At 56.8% G+C, this 16,806-nt stretch carries 19 protein-coding genes and 3 tRNA genes; 10 read left to right on the top strand and 12 right to left on the bottom strand.

The annotated features are described in order from the left end of the window. Positions 1 to 293 precede the first annotated feature (293 nt). From GQF02_RS02235 to GQF02_RS02225, 3 genes are all read right to left on the bottom strand, one after another. Positions 294 to 369 (bottom strand) — tRNA-His (locus GQF02_RS02235). Positions 370 to 382: 13 nt separating this feature from the next. Further along, positions 383 to 459: transfer RNA gene (locus GQF02_RS02230), tRNA-Arg, on the bottom strand. Between the two features lie 31 nt (positions 460 to 490). Next, positions 491 to 567: transfer RNA gene (locus GQF02_RS02225), tRNA-Pro, on the bottom strand. 119 nt (positions 568 to 686) lie between these two features. Between GQF02_RS02225 and folD the strand changes: the two genes are divergently transcribed. The 3 genes from folD (at position 687) to GQF02_RS02210 (ending at position 3,071) form a co-directional block, all read left to right on the top strand. Beyond that, a complete protein-coding gene (gene folD, locus GQF02_RS02220) occupies positions 687 to 1,538 on the top strand; it encodes a bifunctional methylenetetrahydrofolate dehydrogenase/methenyltetrahydrofolate cyclohydrolase FolD (protein WP_160794499.1) in 852 nt (283 codons plus the stop codon). A 74-nt stretch (positions 1,539 to 1,612) separates the two neighbouring features. Next, positions 1,613 to 2,476, top strand: a complete 864-nt coding sequence (purU, locus tag GQF02_RS02215) for a formyltetrahydrofolate deformylase (protein WP_124736304.1) — start codon at positions 1,613 to 1,615, stop codon at positions 2,474 to 2,476. Between the two features lies 1 nt (position 2,477). Beyond that, positions 2,478 to 3,071, top strand: coding sequence for a hypothetical protein (locus GQF02_RS02210; RefSeq protein ID WP_160794497.1), 594 nt, complete (start codon positions 2,478 to 2,480; stop codon positions 3,069 to 3,071). Between the two features lie 121 nt (positions 3,072 to 3,192). Here the strand turns inward: GQF02_RS02210 and GQF02_RS02205 are convergent, their stop codons facing one another. The 8 genes from GQF02_RS02205 to GQF02_RS02170 form a co-directional block, all read right to left on the bottom strand. Further along, complete coding sequence (locus GQF02_RS02205) at positions 3,193 to 3,666, bottom strand: NUDIX domain-containing protein (RefSeq protein WP_124734257.1); 474 nt, start codon at positions 3,664 to 3,666, stop codon at positions 3,193 to 3,195. A gap of 98 nt (positions 3,667 to 3,764) precedes the next feature. Beyond that, positions 3,765 to 4,382, bottom strand: a complete 618-nt coding sequence (trhA, locus tag GQF02_RS02200; protein WP_124734256.1) for a PAQR family membrane homeostasis protein TrhA — start codon at positions 4,380 to 4,382, stop codon at positions 3,765 to 3,767. Positions 4,383 to 4,485: 103 nt separating this feature from the next. Continuing rightward, positions 4,486 to 5,139 (bottom strand): adenylate kinase, encoded by a 654-nt coding sequence (adk, locus tag GQF02_RS02195; protein WP_124734255.1) that lies wholly within the window; start codon positions 5,137 to 5,139, stop codon positions 4,486 to 4,488. Between the two features lie 17 nt (positions 5,140 to 5,156). Further along, positions 5,157 to 5,933, bottom strand: a complete 777-nt coding sequence (gene kdsB, locus GQF02_RS02190) for a 3-deoxy-manno-octulosonate cytidylyltransferase (protein ID WP_160794495.1) — start codon at positions 5,931 to 5,933, stop codon at positions 5,157 to 5,159. Further along, positions 5,930 to 6,112, bottom strand: coding sequence for a Trm112 family protein (locus GQF02_RS02185; protein WP_160794493.1), 183 nt, complete (start codon positions 6,110 to 6,112; stop codon positions 5,930 to 5,932). The genes kdsB and GQF02_RS02185 overlap by 4 nt, the downstream gene beginning before the upstream one ends. Further along, the gene (gene lpxK / locus GQF02_RS02180) at positions 6,112 to 7,113 is read right to left on the bottom strand and encodes a tetraacyldisaccharide 4'-kinase (protein WP_160794491.1); all 1,002 of its coding nucleotides are present in this window, start codon (positions 7,111 to 7,113) and stop codon (positions 6,112 to 6,114) included. Before lpxK ends, GQF02_RS02185 begins: the two co-directional genes overlap by 1 nt. 9 nt (positions 7,114 to 7,122) lie before the next feature. Then, positions 7,123 to 7,542 (bottom strand): ExbD/TolR family protein, encoded by a 420-nt coding sequence (locus GQF02_RS02175; protein ID WP_160794489.1) that lies wholly within the window; start codon positions 7,540 to 7,542, stop codon positions 7,123 to 7,125. 3 nt (positions 7,543 to 7,545) lie between these two features. Beyond that, positions 7,546 to 8,169, bottom strand: coding sequence for a MotA/TolQ/ExbB proton channel family protein (locus GQF02_RS02170; protein ID WP_220789277.1), 624 nt, complete (start codon positions 8,167 to 8,169; stop codon positions 7,546 to 7,548). Between the two features lie 353 nt (positions 8,170 to 8,522). Here GQF02_RS02170 and xseA point away from each other — a divergent pair, with 353 nt between their 5' ends. Next, on the top strand, positions 8,523 to 9,878 hold the full coding sequence (xseA, locus tag GQF02_RS02165; protein ID WP_160794485.1) for an exodeoxyribonuclease VII large subunit: 1,356 nt from the start codon (positions 8,523 to 8,525) through the stop codon (positions 9,876 to 9,878). Between the two features lie 112 nt (positions 9,879 to 9,990). On the opposite strand, the gene GQF02_RS02160 is transcribed toward xseA, so the two are convergent. Next, positions 9,991 to 10,287 (bottom strand): ArsR/SmtB family transcription factor, encoded by a 297-nt coding sequence (locus GQF02_RS02160; protein WP_124734248.1) that lies wholly within the window; start codon positions 10,285 to 10,287, stop codon positions 9,991 to 9,993. Positions 10,288 to 10,400: 113 nt separating this feature from the next. On the opposite strand from GQF02_RS02160, the gene gpmI reads away from it, so the two are divergent. The 6 genes from gpmI (at position 10,401) to GQF02_RS02130 (ending at position 16,802) form a co-directional block, all read left to right on the top strand. Continuing rightward, complete coding sequence (gpmI, locus tag GQF02_RS02155) at positions 10,401 to 11,921, top strand: 2,3-bisphosphoglycerate-independent phosphoglycerate mutase (RefSeq protein ID WP_160794483.1); 1,521 nt, start codon at positions 10,401 to 10,403, stop codon at positions 11,919 to 11,921. Continuing rightward, positions 11,918 to 13,219: a peptidoglycan DD-metalloendopeptidase family protein gene (locus GQF02_RS02150; RefSeq protein ID WP_160794481.1), complete on the top strand. Its 1,302-nt coding sequence runs from the start codon at positions 11,918 to 11,920 to the stop codon at positions 13,217 to 13,219. Before gpmI ends, GQF02_RS02150 begins: the two co-directional genes overlap by 4 nt. A 16-nt stretch (positions 13,220 to 13,235) precedes the next feature. Then, positions 13,236 to 14,651 carry a S41 family peptidase gene (locus GQF02_RS02145; RefSeq protein ID WP_124734245.1) on the top strand — a complete coding sequence of 472 codons (1,416 nt, stop codon included), beginning with the start codon at positions 13,236 to 13,238 and terminating at the stop codon, positions 14,649 to 14,651. Positions 14,652 to 14,682: 31 nt separating this feature from the next. Continuing rightward, positions 14,683 to 15,069 (top strand): hypothetical protein, encoded by a 387-nt coding sequence (locus GQF02_RS02140; RefSeq protein ID WP_124734244.1) that lies wholly within the window; start codon positions 14,683 to 14,685, stop codon positions 15,067 to 15,069. A 68-nt stretch (positions 15,070 to 15,137) separates the two neighbouring features. Next, entirely contained in the window at positions 15,138 to 16,445 is a 1,308-nt protein-coding gene (gene argA, locus GQF02_RS02135) for an amino-acid N-acetyltransferase (protein ID WP_160794479.1), read from the top strand. 87 nt (positions 16,446 to 16,532) lie between these two features. Then, a complete protein-coding gene (locus tag GQF02_RS02130; RefSeq protein ID WP_124734242.1) occupies positions 16,533 to 16,802 on the top strand; it encodes an oxidative damage protection protein in 270 nt (89 codons plus the stop codon). The last annotated feature ends 4 nt before the right edge of the window (positions 16,803 to 16,806 follow it).

Genomic DNA, 16,806 nt, shown 5'->3' with positions numbered 1-16,806 from the left:
AGATTTGTTGTATGGCAGATTGGTCAGAAACTCTGCTTTCCGAGAAAGCACGCGGTGTCAGAAGACTTCGCATTGACGCCGCAAAGATGCAGAAACGCAAAAAATACCGGCTCGAAGTCATGGGGAACCCGGCGGCGGCAATAATAGACCCCTTTTTTCCGCGCCGGCAAAGATTTTCTGCAATGGCTTTCATGTGACTGACGCCACGTCTTGCTTAACAGTTCGTGTAGCAAATCGTTTTACCCACGCAAAAAAACCCTGATTTCACAAAGAAATCAGGGTTTTAATATTTTTGGGGTGGATAATGGGGCTCGAACCCACGACAACCGGAATCACAATCCGGGACTCTACCAACTGAGCTATATCCACCACCGTAAAACTGTGGTGCGCCCGACAGGAATCGAACCTGTAACCCCCGACTTAGAAGGTCGGTGCTCTATCCGGTTGAGCTACGGGCGCAAGTCAATCTGTCAGGTACTGCGTGTTCTTGTGGTCGGAGTACAAGGATTCGAACCTTGGACCCCCTGGTCCCAAACCAGGTGCGCTACCGGGCTGCGCCACACTCCGCCAACTGAGGAGCAAACTATACTGGCTAGCCTTTGCGCTGTCAATACCCATTGAGAAAGAGGGCGTAATAATGCGAAAATGCTATTTTGATCCTGCTCCCTCCTCTAGGAATACCACGCATGTCGGCACAACTCATTGATGGCAAGGCAGTCGCAGAAACGCTGATCACTCAAGTACGCGAGGGTGTAGACGCACGCCTGGCCGCAGGCAAGCGCGCACCCGCGCTCGCCGTCATCCTGATCGGCGACGATCCGGCCTCCGGCGTTTATGTACGCAATAAAAAGCGTAACTGCGAAAAAGCCGGCATCCGTTCGCTGGCATGGGATCTGCCGGCCAGCACCACACAGGATGAACTGCTGGCTATCATCGACCAGCTCAACGCCGACGACAGCGTAGACGGCATTCTGGTACAGCTGCCTCTACCCAAGCATATCGAGCCGCAAGCCGTGATCGAGCGCATCGACCCGAAAAAGGATGTAGACGGCTTTCATCCGTACAATATGGGTCGCCTGGCGATCAAGATGCCGTTGCTGCGCCCCTGCACGCCTCGCGGCGTGATGACGCTGCTTGAGTCTTACGGCATCGATCCTAAGGGTAAAAAAGCAGTGATCGTTGGCGCCTCCAATATCGTTGGCCGTCCGCAAGCACTGGAAATGCTGCTGGCACGCGCCACCGTCACCGTCTGCCATAGCGCAACGGCCGATCTGGCAGCCGAGGTCGCTGCAGCCGATATCGTGGTCGCGGCGGTAGGCAAACCCAATTTCGTCAAGGGCGAGTGGATCAAGCCGGGCGCGGTCGTTATCGATGTCGGCATCAACCGACTGGAGAATGGCTCACTATGCGGCGATGTCGAATTTGACAGCGCCCGTGAACGCGCAGCCTTTATTACCCCGGTTCCCGGTGGCGTCGGCCCGATGACTATCGCAACCCTGTTGCAGAACACGCTGGATTCGGCCAATCTGCACGCCTGAGCTCGTTCGCCCCAAGCACGCCACAGCCCAGGCTGTGGCGTTTTGCATGGGTTTTATGCATATGAAAGAGAAGCATGAGTCAAAACAAACCCTCGGCCACCTTGCTGGTCAGCTGCCCGGACAATAAAGGTCTGGTTGCCGCCATTGCCAATTTCCTGATGACCTACAACGCCAATATCATGCATGCAGACCAGCATCAGGATGAAAGCGAAAACCTGTTCCTGATGCGCATCCAGTGGGAACTGGAAGGCTTTACCCTGCCGATGGAAAGCTTCGAGGCGGCATTCGCACCGATTGCAACTCTGCACAATATGAAGTGGCACACGTCGCTGTCGACACAAAAACCGAAGATGGCGATCTTTGTCTCCAAATACGAACACTGCCTAGTGGATCTGCTGCACCGCTGGCGCATCGGCGAGCTGGGCTGCGATATTCCGCTGGTGATTTCCAACCATGAAGACTGCCGCCGCATCGTCGAATTCAACGGTATTCCTTTCCATGTCGTACCGGTGACCAAAGAGAACAAGGCCGAGGCAGAAGCCGAGCAATGGCGTCTGCTGCAGGAGGCCGGCACTGACTTTATCGTACTGGCGCGCTATATGCAGGTGCTGTCAGAGAAATTCGTCGAACGCTATCCGGATCGCGTAATCAACATCCACCACAGCTTCCTGCCGGCTTTCGATGGCGCCAAACCCTACCACCGCGCCTTTGCCCGTGGCGTGAAGCTGATCGGCGCCACCAGCCACTATGTGACGCAAGAGCTGGACGAGGGTCCGATCATCGAGCAGGAGGTCACCCGCATCTCGCATCGCGACAATGTCGAGGATCTGGTGCAAAAGGGCCGCGATCTGGAGAAGGTAGTGCTGTCGCGTGCGGTGCGCTGGCATATCGACAACCGCGTACTGTCCTACAGCAACAAGACCGTGGTGTTCGACTGAGATGGATAAACTGATTCACGATGCCCTCGACCTGATGCGCTGGCGCGTGCGCGAAGCGGCGCACTATCAGTACCCGACGTGGCAGCTCGTCGTAACATTGCTGTTGCTGGGCATGATCGCAGCCGCTGGCGCGGACAGCGTCGGTGGCGACATCGCCGGCAAACTGCTGTTTTTCACCGTGTTCGGTGCTATGGAAACCCTGCTGATGGCGCAGTTCATGCAGTGGTGGCTGCGCCTGGCCAAAGCTCCGGTCGAGACGCCCTTGTTCAGCCTGCTACTGGTGGCAGGACTGGTTCAGGTTTTGACACCGCTGACCAGCTGGTTACCGACGGATGTGGCCGAGGTCGCGACGATAGCCATCGCATTTTATGGTGTAACGGTGATGCTGCATGCACTAGTCGCCGTCTCGGGTGCCAGCCGCATGCGGGTACTGGGCGGGATCCTGCTGTTTTCACCGCTGGCAGCCATGCTGATGGTGTTTGCGTTTTCAACCGGCAGCAATCTGGGGCTGATAGAACTGCCTAGCGAAACACAGGTAAGCAATAGCCAGCCGGCTCAAGCCGCACCTGGCGGCGAGCACGACAGTCTGTACTAAGCCCCCCTAGCCAGGGTCCAATAACAAAGGCGCACCCGACATACTGGCGTGCGCCTTTATTGCAGCTTCGCTTGTATGTCGCCTAAAGAAACAGACGACAGACGACAGACAAGCTACGGCATCAATCAACCTTGGCGATATAGCGCGCCAAAGCAAGAAAAGCGCGCACCGCCTCGCTCTTGACACCCTCTTCCGCACGCAATTTGGCATAGCGCCGCAAAATACCCCGCGTTTCAGTATGCAGGTCCAGTTCAGACTCCGGCGAGGAGACGACAGAGATACGGGCAATCTCGCCCTGTGGGCGCGCCGTCCCCTGACCTATGCACAGATAAACCTTATGTGCATTCTGCGCGGTGATATGGTCAAACAGATACAGCATGGAATTGACACGCAAACCCGTCTCTTCACGCAACTGTCTGAGCAGCGCCTGGGAACGCAATTCGCCCCGCTCTGCCCGCCCTCCGGGCAAACAATAACGCCCACCCAGCACAGCCGTCACCAATACACCATCAGGCAATTCAACGATTGCAGTGGCCCGCCGTACCAAATCCGGCGACAAAGGCCGCTCCAATCTCACTTCTCTGGGTATTTGCATGTATCTCTTTATTAATCTACTAATATCAAAGCCGTAGCGTACTACAGCCTTTTTCCCAAACGTCGATTGTATACACGACTGACCATACTCGCCAGTACTCAGGCAACGTAAAACATGACCGAAACAAACTGGCACGCGCTGCCAGCCAGAACAAACAGATGCCAGATGCCGTGACCGTGGCGGATTTTTTCATCATTCAAAAACCAGTAAATCCCCACGCTGTAAAACACGCCACCCAAGGCCAGCCAGAACAAGCCTGCCGCAGGCAGTGCCGCCATCAATGGCTTGATGGCAATCAGGATCAGCCAGCCCATCACCACATACAGAATCATGGACAATAGACGCGTACGCTTTCCCAGCGTCAATTCCTGCACAATACCGAAAATAGCCAGCCCCCAACTCAGGAAAAACAAGGTCCACCCCCAGGGGCCACGCAAAGTAATCAGCGAAAACGGGGTATAACTACCGGCGATCAACAGGTAAATGGCGGAGTGGTCACACTTCTGCAAAATGGCTTTGGCCCGGCCTCGCGCACTGTGATACAGCGTAGAGACCAGATACAGCAAGACCAGGGACCCACCGTACAGCGAAAAGCTGAACAGCTTCCATGCATCGCCTTGCAAGCTGGCCTCAAGCAACAAGGCCGCCAACGCGGTAATGGCAAACAAAGTACCAAACAGATGGGTAATGCCGTTAAAACGCTCACCATGATACATATCGATACTCCAGCGTCAGGCTTAGCCGACAGGCCTTCAATCAAGCCATGTGCCATAGACAAAGGGCGGGGAAACATCCCCGCCCTTCACATACCGGCCAGACTCAAACAAGCGCCGCCAGTACCGCATCGCGCACGGCTTCTACCTGCTGCGTGCCATCAATGCGTACATAGCGTGGCGCGCTGGCATCACCGCTAGCGGCCATCTTCGAGTAAAAGTCGACCAGCACTTCAGTCTGCTCGTGATATACAGCCAGACGCTTCATCACGGTTTCGGCCTTGTCGTCCTCACGCTGGATCAGCGCTTCACCGGTCTCGTCATCCTTACCTTCCACCTTGGGCGGATTGTAGGTCACATGATAAGTGCGACCGGAAGACAGGTGTACGCGACGCCCAGACATACGGTCGATGATGTTCTGGTCAGGCACATCGATCTCGAGCACATAATCGATGGTCACGCCGGCATCACGCATCGCTTCAGCCTGCGGGGTCGTACGCGGGAAGCCGTCAAACATAAAGCCCTTGGCACAATCCGGCTCGGCAATGCGCTCCTTGACCAGACCGATAATGATGTCATCACGCACCAGACCGCCCGCGTCCATAATGGCCTTGGCTTCCAGGCCCAGCGGTGTGCCGGCCTTGACCGCCGCACGCAACATATCGCCGGTCGAAATCTGCGGAATACCAAACTTTTCCTTGATATAACCCGCCTGGGTTCCCTTGCCAGCGCCTGGCGCGCCCAACAGAATCAGTTTCATGCAAAACTCCCGTGAAATTATGAATCGATGCAAATTGTTGCGTTAAATATATGGCGTACCCGTTCCAGATCTTCCGGGGTATCCACACCGGCAGCCGGTGCCTCCGCTACGGTCTCCACCATAATGGGGTAGCCGTGCCAGAGTACGCGCAACTGCTCCAGCGCTTCGAAAACCTCTGGTGCGGCCGGTGCCAGCGATGAATAGGTAGAAAGAAAGCCGGCCTGATAGGCGTACATACCGATATGCCGCAAAACCGGTAAGCCTTGCGGCAAAATGCTTGCATCGTGTGCAAACGCATCGCGGGCATAAGGAATGGGCGCACGGCTGAAATAAAGTGCGCGCCCAGCGTGATCAAGCACCACCTTGACCACGTTAGGATTAAACATTTCGGCCGCATCGTGAATAGGATGCGCTACCGTCGCCATGGGCACGCCGGAACTGGCCATCAGGCCGGCCAGACGGTCGATCAGCAGCGGATCAATCAGCGGTTCGTCCCCTTGCACATTGACCACGATTTCATCGTCGGCCAGAGCGAGATTGGCGACCACCTCGGCCAGACGATCGGTGCCACTGGCGTGATCGGCACGCGTCATCACCGACTCGATACCATGCAGCGTACAAGCAGCCACAATATCAGCGTGATCCGTTGCCACAATAACACGACTGGCCGCACTGAGCGCCGCGCGCTCGGCCACCCGCACCACCATGGGTTTGCCGGCTATATCCGCCAGAGGCTTTCCCGGCAGCCGGCTTGAAGCCATTCGCGCCGGAATCACCACGACAAAACCGCTCATTTCACATCTTCCTCGGGCGGCAACTCACGCGCCTCGGACTCCAGCATCATGGGAATGCCATCCGTAATCGGGAAGGCCAGTCGGTCAGGCTTACAGATCAACTCCTGCGCCACCTTGTCGTACACTAAAGGCCCTTTGCACAAGGGGCACACCAGAATTTCCAGAAATTTTGCGTCCATTACCGTCTCTTTAATTGAACGATGATCCAGTCGGCCAAATCAGGCGCAAGCCGAGCGGCGACTGGCAGCGCCCATAGTCTAGCATGATTGACGCACTGCAACTTTACTGCATCCTTGGTCGTCACCAGTACCGCATCAGCATCATCCGGCACATCTTCAGCACTGAAGATGTGGTGATCGGGGAAAGCAATATTGCGCTGCGTGACAATACCCTGCCCGGCCAAGGTTGCAAAGAAGCGTTGCGGGTGGCCGATACCAGCCAGGGCAACCAAACGCTGACCGGCAAAATCGGCTGCGGCGCGCGTTTGAGCCGGATCAGCCAGAGAAACAAAACGCCCCGGCTCGAGTGTCATGGCAAAAACAGGCAAGCCAGGTGGCAGATCAGGAAAAGCAGCAGCGCGCTCGCCGTTGACCACCAGCGCATCGACACAAGCCAGGCGCGACAGGGGTTCTCGCAAGGGGCCCGCAGGCAATAAGCGCCCATTGCCGACACCACGCGCGCCATCCATCACCACAATTTCCAGTGCACGCCCCAAGCGGTAATGCTGCAGACCATCATCAGACAGAATCAGATCCAGATCCGGCCTCGCCTGCAGCAAGCAGCGCCCGGCTGCCACACGATCCCGCCCAACCACCACAGGTACGCCGGACGCGGCAAACAACAGCGGCTCATCACCCACTTCATCGGCACGACTTGCTTCGTCCAGCAGCGTTGGTACGGCATGGCTACCACCATAGCCGCGACTGATCACGCCTACGCGCAAGCCGCGCGCCTGCAAGGAAGCGATCAGAGACAAGGCCAATGGCGTCTTGCCGACCCCCCCCACATTGATATTGCCGATCACCACCACCGGCACGGATAAATAATGCGTTTTACAAAGTCCGGACTTGAATGCCCAACGCCGCACACCGCTCAGTAAAGCAAACAAGCACGCCAACGGAGCCAGCAACAGACTCAAGCAGAGGCGCGGCGCATACCAGTGTTTTTCTATGCTATTCACGACGCCCGCTCATGGTGTCTCGCTACGCGTGGCGAATGTCAACTGCGTCAATCCGGCTACACGCGCAGCCTCCATCACTTTCACCACCGCCTGATGCTGGGCACGGGCGTCGGCACTGATCACCACCACCGGATCCTTGCGCCCGCTAGCCTCCAGCTTGAGCGCTTCGGCCAGTTGTTCGACCGATGGTTTTGCCAGGCGCATCTTGCCCACCACCGCCTCACCTTCGGCACTGACCAGTACATCCAGTTCGGACGGCTTGGTTTCTGCCATGCCCGCCTCAGCCGAAGGCAAATTAATTTCTATTTCCGAATAGCGGGAATAAGTCGTCGTCACCATCAAAAAAATCAGGATAACCAGCAACAGGTCGATCAGCGGAATAAAATTGATTTCGGGCTCTTCCCTATGCCGCCCACGACGAAAGTTCATGTTTTACCCTTGGTGCCCGTTACGCACGCCCTGAACGGCTTCAACCAGACGAATGGCCTGCGCCTCCATCTCGACCAGCAAGCTGTCGATTTTTGCCCGAAAATGACGGTAAAACATCATACTGGGAATAGCGACAACCAAGCCAAATGCGGTATTGTAAAGTGCGACCGAAATACCATGTGCCAACGCCTGAGGGTTAGTGCCGCTTGGCGATTGAGAACCAAAAATTTCAATCATCCCGATAACGGTACCCAATAGCCCGAGCAGCGGTGCCATCGCGGCAATCGTTCCCAGCGTGGTGAGATAACGCTCCAGTTTATGACCGACGAGGCGCCCCTCATCTTCTATCGCTTCTTTCATGACCTCGCGCGAACTGGCAGCATTGCGCAAACCGGCCGACAATACGCGCCCCAAAGGCGAATGCGCGGCCAGTTGCTCGACCAGTTTGCCGCCTGCACCGGCAAGGTGATAAGCCTGAATAGCATCATCAACCAGATTGGAAGGCGCAACGAGTCGCCCCCTCAGGGAGTACAAGCGCTCAAGAATAATTGCCACCGATACGACGGACGCCAAAATAATGGTCCAGATCGGCCAGCCTGCCGCTTGAATGATCGACCACACCAGCATTCTCCCTCGGTTTGTAGACGCTAAACTGTATCGGTGAAACAGGCCGACCGCAAGCTGCAAGCCGCAATCTCACAAGCATAAGCAAAGACAGTGGAGACCTGCTCCACGCCTGAAAAAATGGGTGCAAGCCTTGTTACGACAGATAATCCACAGCAACTGTGGGTAGTTCTGTGGAAAAGAATGGGAAAATACGCATTAAAGACTAAACAATAAGACCTTACCCGCTTTGCTCACAAAATAAACAACTTCGCTTAATTTTTGTAAAAATCACTTATTAAAGCAAAAAACGCAAAACTAGCACCATCAGAGCATAGATAGCTATATACACCTACCCGTGGACGATTTGACCAAGCATGCTTTTTACAACTCAAACCCAAGATGTCATTAGTGTAACCGCCCTCAACCGCATGGCGCGTAATCTGCTGGAAAACGGCATTCCTTCACTATGGGTAAGCGGCGAGATATCCAACCTCACCCTGGCCGCATCAGGGCATGCTTATTTCTCGCTTAAAGATGCTGGCGCCCAAGTTCGCTGCGTCATGTTTCGCCAACGGGTCAGACAGCTCGACTTTATTCCGCGAGAGGGCATGCAGGTCGAACTACTCGGCTCGGTCACTTTATACGAAGCCCGCGGCGACTATCAAATCGCGGTAGAAAACATGCGCGAGGCGGGACTCGGGCGCCTATATGAAGCTTATGAAAAACTGAAAAAACGCCTAGCAGCAGAAGGGCTGTTTGCCGAAGCGCGCAAACGCCCTCTCCCCCCTCATCCGCGCGCCATCGGCATCGTGACCTCTCCTGCTGCGGCAGCCCTGCGTGATGTAGTGACGACGCTGGCGCGACGCATGCCGAACATCCCCATCATTCTCTACCCATCTCCGGTACAGGGTAATGATGCAGCACAGCAGATTGCCCATGCCATCCGTAGCGCCAGCAAGCGGCATGAAGTCGATGTATTGATCGTCAGCCGCGGAGGCGGCAGCATAGAAGACTTGTGGTCATTTAATGAAGAGCTGGTCGCACGTGCAATTGCTGCTTGCCCAGTCCCCGTGGTCAGCGGGGTCGGCCATGAAACCGACTTCACCATCTGTGACTTTGTTGCAGATCGCCGTGCCCCGACCCCGACGGCAGCAGCCGAGCTCGTATCTCCTAGCCGTGACGCCATGCTGCAGCAACTGGAACGGGGAAAACGCGGACTGGAGCGGGCATTAGCCCGCCTGATCATAGATAAAGGACAGCGCCTAGATTACCTTGCCAACCGGCTGTCACACCCCGGTGAACGACTGGCACGGCAACAACAGGAGCTATCACGCGCCCGCATCCGCCTGGAAGCGCTAATCAAAAACCAGCTCAGACAAGACAACCGGCAACTGGCAAACGCCAGCGCACGACTGGGACGGCTGCGCCCGGCTCCCGAGCAGGCCGCACGCACACTGCAACAACTGGCGCTCAGGCTTGCTCGCGCCAGTGAACACATGCACACCTCGCGCAGCATGACCTTATTGCGACTGGAAACGGCACTCTCGGCCATGAATCCGGAAGCGGTACTTGCCCGTGGCTATGCCATCGTGCAAAACGCGCAAGGCAAAGCGATCAAGTCGCCAAGCGAACTGGGCGACGGTGAACGTGTGCACTTGCAACTGGCAGAAGGTGAGGTCGATGCAAAAATCAGCCTGCCGCACGGCACGCAAACGCAGCTGCCGTTTTAACGAAAGGAAGGCATGATTCGAACCCACGAATCATGCCGCTTGCAATCATGCGACAAACAGCAAACGGCATGATCAAGCTGTGCTTTGACTATTTTTAGCGCGTCAGACTGGCTTAATCGCCAAAACCACAGAAAACTTCGCGCATCATTTTAAGCACCTCCAGCGTACGGATATCCCCAACCCGGTAATACACACGGTTGGCATCCTTGCGCGTGCGCAAAACGCCCTTGTCGCGCATGATGGCCAAATGCTGGGAAATATTGCTCTGCGAGGTCCCGACTTTTTCCACGATATCCTGAACACTTACCTCCTGATCCTCGAGGACAGAGATAATTTTCAATCGCAAAGGATGCGACATAGCCTTCATCGCGCGGGACGTCTGCTCAATCTGATCGTCATTAAACAACAAGGCACTACTCCTGAGTAGGTATTTTTTATAATTAGCGTGGTTTTATGATTACAATAATACCTACAACTGCCTTCAGCATCAAGAAGCCCTAATATTCTGAACGTATATAACAAATGCACGCACTGACTCCCGTACTCCTGCTTATCCTTGATGGCTTCGGTGAACGCGCCGAAAGTGACAACAATGCCATCCTGAATGCACGCACTCCAAACCTTGATCGCCTGCGTACCCTTTACGCCAGCGGCGCCATTGAAGCATCCGAAGGTTATGTCGGCCTGCCCGGCGGACAGTTCGGCAATTCGGAAGTCGGACACCTGAATATTGGTGCGGGACGCATCGTACAGCAGGATATCAGCCGCATAGACAGCGATATAGAAAACGGGGTTTTTGCCAGCAATACAACGCTTAAAACGGCCTTAGACAAAAGCCAAGACCACACTCTGCATATTCTGGGTTTGTTATCGGATGGCGGCGTCCACAGCCATGAGGCGCAAATTCATGCCGTAATCCGGGCAGCAGAAGCTGCCGGCATCAAGAAAATTTTATTACATGCATTTCTTGATGGCCGGGATACACCACCACGCAGCGCCGAAACCTATCTGCGACGCTTACACCATGTTCTGGCCGAATGCCCGCACACAAAACTAGCCACCGTTTGCGGTCGTTACTGGGGCATGGACCGGGACAAACGCTGGGAGCGGGTCGAACCGGCTTACCGGCTGATCGTGGACGGCCAGGCTGAACATCAGGCTGCGGATGGTTTCACTGCGCTTGCCAACGCCTATGCACGCGGCGAAAACGACGAGTTTGTCGCTGCCACTGTAATTGGCGAACCGCAAAGCATTGCAGATGGCGACGTTGTCCTGTTTATGAATTTCCGCGCCGACCGCGCCCGCCAATTCAGCAGCGCGCTGACCGACCCGGCGTTTGACGGCTTTACCGCCCGCCAGCCCAAACTCGCGTATTTCGCCACGCTGACCAGTTATGGCGAGGCCTACCCCAACCCGGTACTGTATGCACCACAAACCTTGCGCAACGGCTTTGGTGAATATCTGTCAGGCCTGGGACTGACACAGCTGCGTATTGCCGAAACCGAAAAATATCCGCATGTAACCTACTTCTTCAATGGTGGCGAAGAGGCGGTTTACCCCGGGGAAGAGCGTATTCTGGTGCCCTCGCCCAAGGTCGCAACTTACGACTTGCAGCCCGAAATGAACGCCCCCGAAGTGACCCGCCATATTGTCGAGGCCATTGCCTCGGGGCGCTTCAATGCCATCATTTGCAACTTTGCCAATGGCGACATGGTCGGACATAGCGGCAATTTCGATGCAGCAATCAAGGCCGTCGAAGCACTGGACAGTTGCGTAGGCCTATGCGTGGATGCCATGCTGGCGGCAGGTGGCGAGGTGCTGATCACCGCTGACCACGGCAATTGCGAGCAGATGCATGATGTCTCGCATGACCAGCCGCACACCCAGCACACGCTAAACCGCGTCCCCTTCATCTACATCGGGCGTAAGGCAGAAATTCGCACAGGCGGCTCGCTGCGCGATATTGCACCCTCGCTGCTGGCAATGATGGGGCTGCCCCAACCTGCCGAAATGACCGGCCAATCATTGATCGAATTCAAGTGAAATTCTGGGTATTACTGTTGTTACTTTCCGGCGCTGCACAGGCTGCGCCGGACCAACCTCCTGCTGTTGCGCCGCACCAGCAGGATCTGTCGTCTGTGCGCAAGGAAATCAGCACCTTGAAAAAGGATATTGCGCAAAAGGAAGCCATCCGCAAGGAGGCGCAAAGCGCGATACGCGAGTCCGAACAGGCGCTGCAAGCCACACGACAGGCGCTCAACCAACTGGACAGCAAGCAGCAAATATCCAGTAGAAAACTGGCCGCTTTACAAAGTCAGCTGCAAGACACTCACGATAATGCACTGGACCTGAAAAGCCGCATTGCCTCCATTTTGCAGCGTCAGCACCGTGGCGGTTCGCATGATGCGATGCGGCTGATGCTGAATCAGGCCGACCCCAACCAGAGCAGCCGCGATCTGGCGTACTACCGCTATATCGCACAAGCGCAACAAGGCTTGATACAGCGCCTGAGCGTACAGGAAAGCGAACTGCAGGCACTCGCCGCGCAAGTGGCACAGGAGCTGGAAAAGCTGGGACTACAAAGCCACCGCCAGGAAAGCCAGCAGGAAAGATTGGCGCGGGAAAAAGCCACACAGGAACAACAAGCCAGCGCACTGGCCAGCGAAATCCGCAACAAGCAAGGTACGCTGAGCAAATTGCAGCAGGACGAAAAACGCCTGTCCAGCCTGATCGCCCAGATCAACCGCCAGATCGCAGCACAGCGCCAGGCAACTGCCCGCAAAAAGGCCGAAGAAAGAAAAGCACGGGCACTCGCCCGCAAGCAGGAAAACGAGCGCCGCCGCAAACTGGCAGCGGATGCCAGATCGCAGGGCAAAACCCTGCCGGCCGAAGCGACACGCCCGCTAAAAGAAGAAGCCGTCGAAGCGGTGGCGGATGCCAGCAGCAGCGGCAAAGCCTTCCGCAGCCTGCAAGGTCGGATGCAAATGCCTGTTTCCGGCAATATCGCCGGGCGTTACGGCAGCAGCCGCCCCGAGGGCAGCAGCTGGAAGGGCCTGTTTATCCGCACCAACCCCGGCCAGTCAGTACGCGCGGTTGCCGATGGCACGGTAGTCTACGCCGATGCGCTGCGCGGCTTTGGCAATGCGGTCATCGTCGACCATGGCGGCAATTACATGACGGTCTACACCGGACTGGGTACTATTAGCCGTGGCAGCGGGCAAGCGGTCAGGGGTGGCGACACACTTGGTAACACCGGCGCGCTAGACAGTGGCGAGAGCGGCCTTTATTTTGAACTGCGTTATATGGGGCGACCCATCAATCCCCAATCCTGGATGCGCTAGCAAAGATACCTATATTATGATGACCCCACCTTTCCGCAAAATTGCCCTGATCGGTGCCAGTGCACTGGCAGGTGCTCTCTTGACTGTCAGCCTGACGGCCAGCGCCGACAAGGACATCGGCTCACCGCTGCCGCTGAACGAGCTCAGGACCTTCGCTGAAGTATTCGGCCGCATCAAACAGGATTATGTCGAGCCGGTCGAAGACAAAAAGCTGATCAACGACGCCATCCGCGGCATGCTCACAGGCCTTGACCCGCACTCGGACTATATGAATGCCGATGAATTCAAGGAACTGCGCGAAGGCACGCAAGGTGAATTCGGCGGTCTGGGCATAGAAATCGGTGCAGAAGACGGGCTGGTTAAGGTCATTGCGCCAATCGAAGACACCCCGGCACAGCAAGCTGGCGTCAAAAGTGGCGATCTGATCGTCAAAATCGACGACACTCCGGTGCGGGGCCTGTCACTCACCGATGCCGTCAAGAAAATGCGCGGCAAACCCGGCAGTAAGGTCACGCTGACCATTGCACGCAAAAATGAAGGCAAACCTGTCGTACTGACGCTGACCCGCGCCATCATCAAGACCAAGAGCGTCAAGTCGCGCCTGCTGGAGCCAGACTACGGCTATGTCCGCGTGGCCCAGTTCCAGGAGCACTCGGCGGAAAACCTGGCACAAGCCCTGACCCAGCTGTATAAGGAAAACAAGACCCCGCTCAAGGGTGTGGTACTGGATCTGCGCGATGACCCGGGCGGCCTGCTCAATGGCGCGGTCGGCGTGTCGGCCGCCTTCCTGCCCAAAAATACGCTGGTGGTGTATACCGAAGGCCGTAGCGAAGACGCGAAAATGCGTCTGTCCGCTACGCCGGAAAACTATCTGGCGCGCGGCGACCGCGACTATCTGGCCAGCCTGCCGGCCGAGGTCAAGAAAGTGCCGTTAGTGGTACTGGTCAATGGCGGTAGTGCCTCAGCGTCCGAAATCGTAGCTGGCGCCCTGCAGGATCACAAACGCGCCATCATCGTCGGCACCCAGACCTTCGGCAAAGGCTCGGTGCAGTCCGTTCTGCCACTCGGCAGCGAGGGCGGCATCAAACTCACCACTGCCCGCTATTTCACACCGAGTGGCCGCTCGATTCAGGCTAAAGGCATCACGCCGGACGTAGAAGTGGAAGAGTCGACAGTCAATGGTGCCGCCGCATCCTTCCGCATCCGTGAAGCGGATCTTGAGCGCCATCTGGAAAACCCGGATCAGAAAAACGGCAAGGACAAGCCGCAGGAAAAGCCGGCCGACAAAACCAAGCCAGACACCCCGACAGAAGGCAAGCCGCAGGGCAAAGACGGGAAGGACGGCAAGGCCGCAGCGGACTTCCAGCTATCGCAAGCCTTGAACATTCTCAAGGTTCAGCAGATATTGATGCAGAAGCAGGCGCAAAAATAAGGGGGCGAGCCATCGCCCCGGAGGTGGGGCGATGCGTGAACGTGAACTTTACAAATGCAGGACTCTGCAGCTACAGGATGCGGTGGCCGCCAGACAGGCGGCCGCATGCCTGGCGGCGATCGGCATTCGCAGCCTGCCGCTGCCACCCATGCGCCGTCTGGTCGTCAGTTACAGCCTGCTTACGCACACCTTGCAGCATATCCTGCTGCAACTGCAGGCCTGCCAGATCCCGCTTCACGACAACGCACTGCAGCACTGGCATCTGAAGCTGCTCGTTTTCAGCGAGGAAGTGCAGCTGTCCAACCTCTCGACACCGGCGCCAGACACCAAGGGCGTCCAGGCCTTCAGCCGGCTGTACCAGCATCACCCGCACGGCGACTACGACGACACGCCGGAAGAATTGCGTCACGAGCGCTGACACCTGCCATTACAACAGCATTCCTGCTACCCTAAGGGGTTTACGCCTTCTGTGACGGAATCCCCCGCATGCTGAAGCCCGAGTTCGTGCTCGCCTTTCGCGAAGCCGCACCCTATATCCACGCCTATCGCGGCAAAGTCTTTGTCATCGCCGTCAGCGGAGAATGTCTGGCTGCCAACCATTTTTCCCGCCTGGCACAGGACCTCAATCTGCTGGTCAGCCTCGGGGTACGCATCGTGCTGGTACACGGTGCGCGTCCGCAAATCGATGCCCAACTGGCTTTGCGCGGCATTACGCGCCGCTTTCACGGCGCACGGCGCGTGACCGACAGCCACACCATGACAGCGGTCAAGGCGGCAATAGGCGAGGCCCGCCACAACATAGAAGCCCAGCTCACCATGGGCATGCCCAACTCGCCCATGCATGGCGCCCACCTGCGTGTTGCCGGTGGCAACTATGTCACCGCCCAGCCCTTAGGGGTACTGGATGGCGTGGACATGCAATATGCCGGACAAGTCCGGCGTGTAGATAGCGCCTCGCTTAGCGCGCGTCTTGCCGCTGGCGAACTGGTCCTGCTCTCCCCCATCGGTTACTCCCCTACCGGGGAAGCATTCAATCTCACCATGGAAGAAATCGCCTATCAGAGCGCACTCGCACTCAAGGCGGAAAAGCTGATCTTTCTGGTTGAAGATGGCGGACTGGTGGACAAGACAGGCCAGCTTCATCCCTCGATCACCATTGCAGAAGCCAAAGCCCTGCTGGATGCAGGGCAAGGCAGCGCGGAAGTCAGTGTTTGCCTGCCGTGGGCCATCCGCGCTACCGAGCAAGGTATCAGCCGTAGCCACCTTGTCAGCGGCAGCGAAGACGGTGCCTTGCTGGTCGAATTGTTCACCCACTTCGGCAGCGGCACCATGATCGTGCGCCAGAGCCTGGTACAACTGCGCCAGGCCAGCATTGACGACATCGGCAGCCTGCTGGCACTGATCCAGCCGCTGGAAGAACAAGGCGTGCTGGTCAGGCGCAGTCGCGAGCATCTGGAAATGGATATCCAGCGTTTCACCCTGCTCGAACACGACAGCAAAGTATTCGGTTGCGTGGCACTGTATCCGTTTGCCGGAACCGGCATGGCCGAACTGGCCTGTCTGGTTGTTGCACCCGAGCAACGCACCGCAGGCTATGGTGAAATGCTGCTGCAAGCCCTCGAAACCCAGGCAAAAAAAGACGGCATCAAGTCATTGTTCGTACTGACCACACGGACGGCCCACTGGTTTGTCGAACGCGGCTTTATCGAATCCGATCCGCAGGCGCTGCCGGTAGAAAAGCGCCAGCACTACAACGGTGAGCGCCGCTCCAAGGTCTTCATCAAGACATTGTAAAACCCTGCTTGCATCAGGCTTGGAAGCCGGCACATGGCTGTGACACAATAGCGGCGTCGACTTCACTGCAACACTCAAGGAAATTCAATGGCTAGAATGGTCAATTGCATCAAACTCGGCCGCGAAGCGGAAGGCATGGACTTCGCACCGCTACCGGGTGAAATAGGCAAGCGCCTGTATGAAAACGTATCCAAAGAAGCCTGGCAGGGCTGGATACGCCACCAAACCATGCTTATCAATGAAAACCGCTTGAGCCTGGCTGATGCGCGCGCGCGCCAGTACCTGATGCAGCAGCTGGATGCCTACTTCTTCGGCCAGGGCGCCGAAGCACCAGCGGGCTACACACCGCAAGTCTGAGTCT

The organism is Craterilacuibacter sinensis (genome assembly GCF_009831765.1).
GTDB classification, from domain to species: Bacteria; Pseudomonadota; Gammaproteobacteria; order Burkholderiales; family Chromobacteriaceae; genus Craterilacuibacter; species Craterilacuibacter sinensis.
Note: the sequence above shows the minus strand (reverse complement) of the source record. Positions and strands in the feature narration are given on the sequence as shown.

Excerpts from the sequence above, each read along its gene's own strand:
- GQF02_RS02205 (WP_124734257.1), bottom strand. The coding sequence starts at position 3,666 with ATGCAAATACCCAGAGAAGTGAGATTGGAGCGGCCTTTGTCGCCGGAT.
- GQF02_RS02130 (WP_124734242.1), top strand. The coding sequence starts at position 16,533 with ATGGCTAGAATGGTCAATTGCATCAAACTCGGCCGCGAAGCGGAAGGC.
- GQF02_RS02175 (WP_160794489.1), bottom strand. The coding sequence starts at position 7,542 with ATGAACTTTCGTCGTGGGCGGCATAGGGAAGAGCCCGAAATCAATTTT.
- GQF02_RS02145 (WP_124734245.1), top strand. The coding sequence starts at position 13,236 with ATGATGACCCCACCTTTCCGCAAAATTGCCCTGATCGGTGCCAGTGCA.
- adk (WP_124734255.1), bottom strand. The coding sequence starts at position 5,139 with ATGAAACTGATTCTGTTGGGCGCGCCAGGCGCTGGCAAGGGAACCCAG.
- kdsB (WP_160794495.1), bottom strand. The coding sequence starts at position 5,933 with ATGAGCGGTTTTGTCGTGGTGATTCCGGCGCGAATGGCTTCAAGCCGG.
- GQF02_RS02210 (WP_160794497.1), top strand. The coding sequence starts at position 2,478 with ATGGATAAACTGATTCACGATGCCCTCGACCTGATGCGCTGGCGCGTG.
- argA (WP_160794479.1), top strand. The coding sequence starts at position 15,138 with ATGCTGAAGCCCGAGTTCGTGCTCGCCTTTCGCGAAGCCGCACCCTAT.
- GQF02_RS02170 (WP_220789277.1), bottom strand. The coding sequence starts at position 8,169 with ATGCTGGTGTGGTCGATCATTCAAGCGGCAGGCTGGCCGATCTGGACC.
- GQF02_RS02185 (WP_160794493.1), bottom strand. The coding sequence starts at position 6,112 with ATGGACGCAAAATTTCTGGAAATTCTGGTGTGCCCCTTGTGCAAAGGG.
- xseA (WP_160794485.1), top strand. The coding sequence starts at position 8,523 with ATGCTTTTTACAACTCAAACCCAAGATGTCATTAGTGTAACCGCCCTC.
- purU (WP_124736304.1), top strand. The coding sequence starts at position 1,613 with ATGAGTCAAAACAAACCCTCGGCCACCTTGCTGGTCAGCTGCCCGGAC.
- trhA (WP_124734256.1), bottom strand. The coding sequence starts at position 4,382 with ATGTATCATGGTGAGCGTTTTAACGGCATTACCCATCTGTTTGGTACT.
- gpmI (WP_160794483.1), top strand. The coding sequence starts at position 10,401 with ATGCACGCACTGACTCCCGTACTCCTGCTTATCCTTGATGGCTTCGGT.
- GQF02_RS02140 (WP_124734244.1), top strand. The coding sequence starts at position 14,683 with ATGCGTGAACGTGAACTTTACAAATGCAGGACTCTGCAGCTACAGGAT.
- folD (WP_160794499.1), top strand. The coding sequence starts at position 687 with ATGTCGGCACAACTCATTGATGGCAAGGCAGTCGCAGAAACGCTGATC.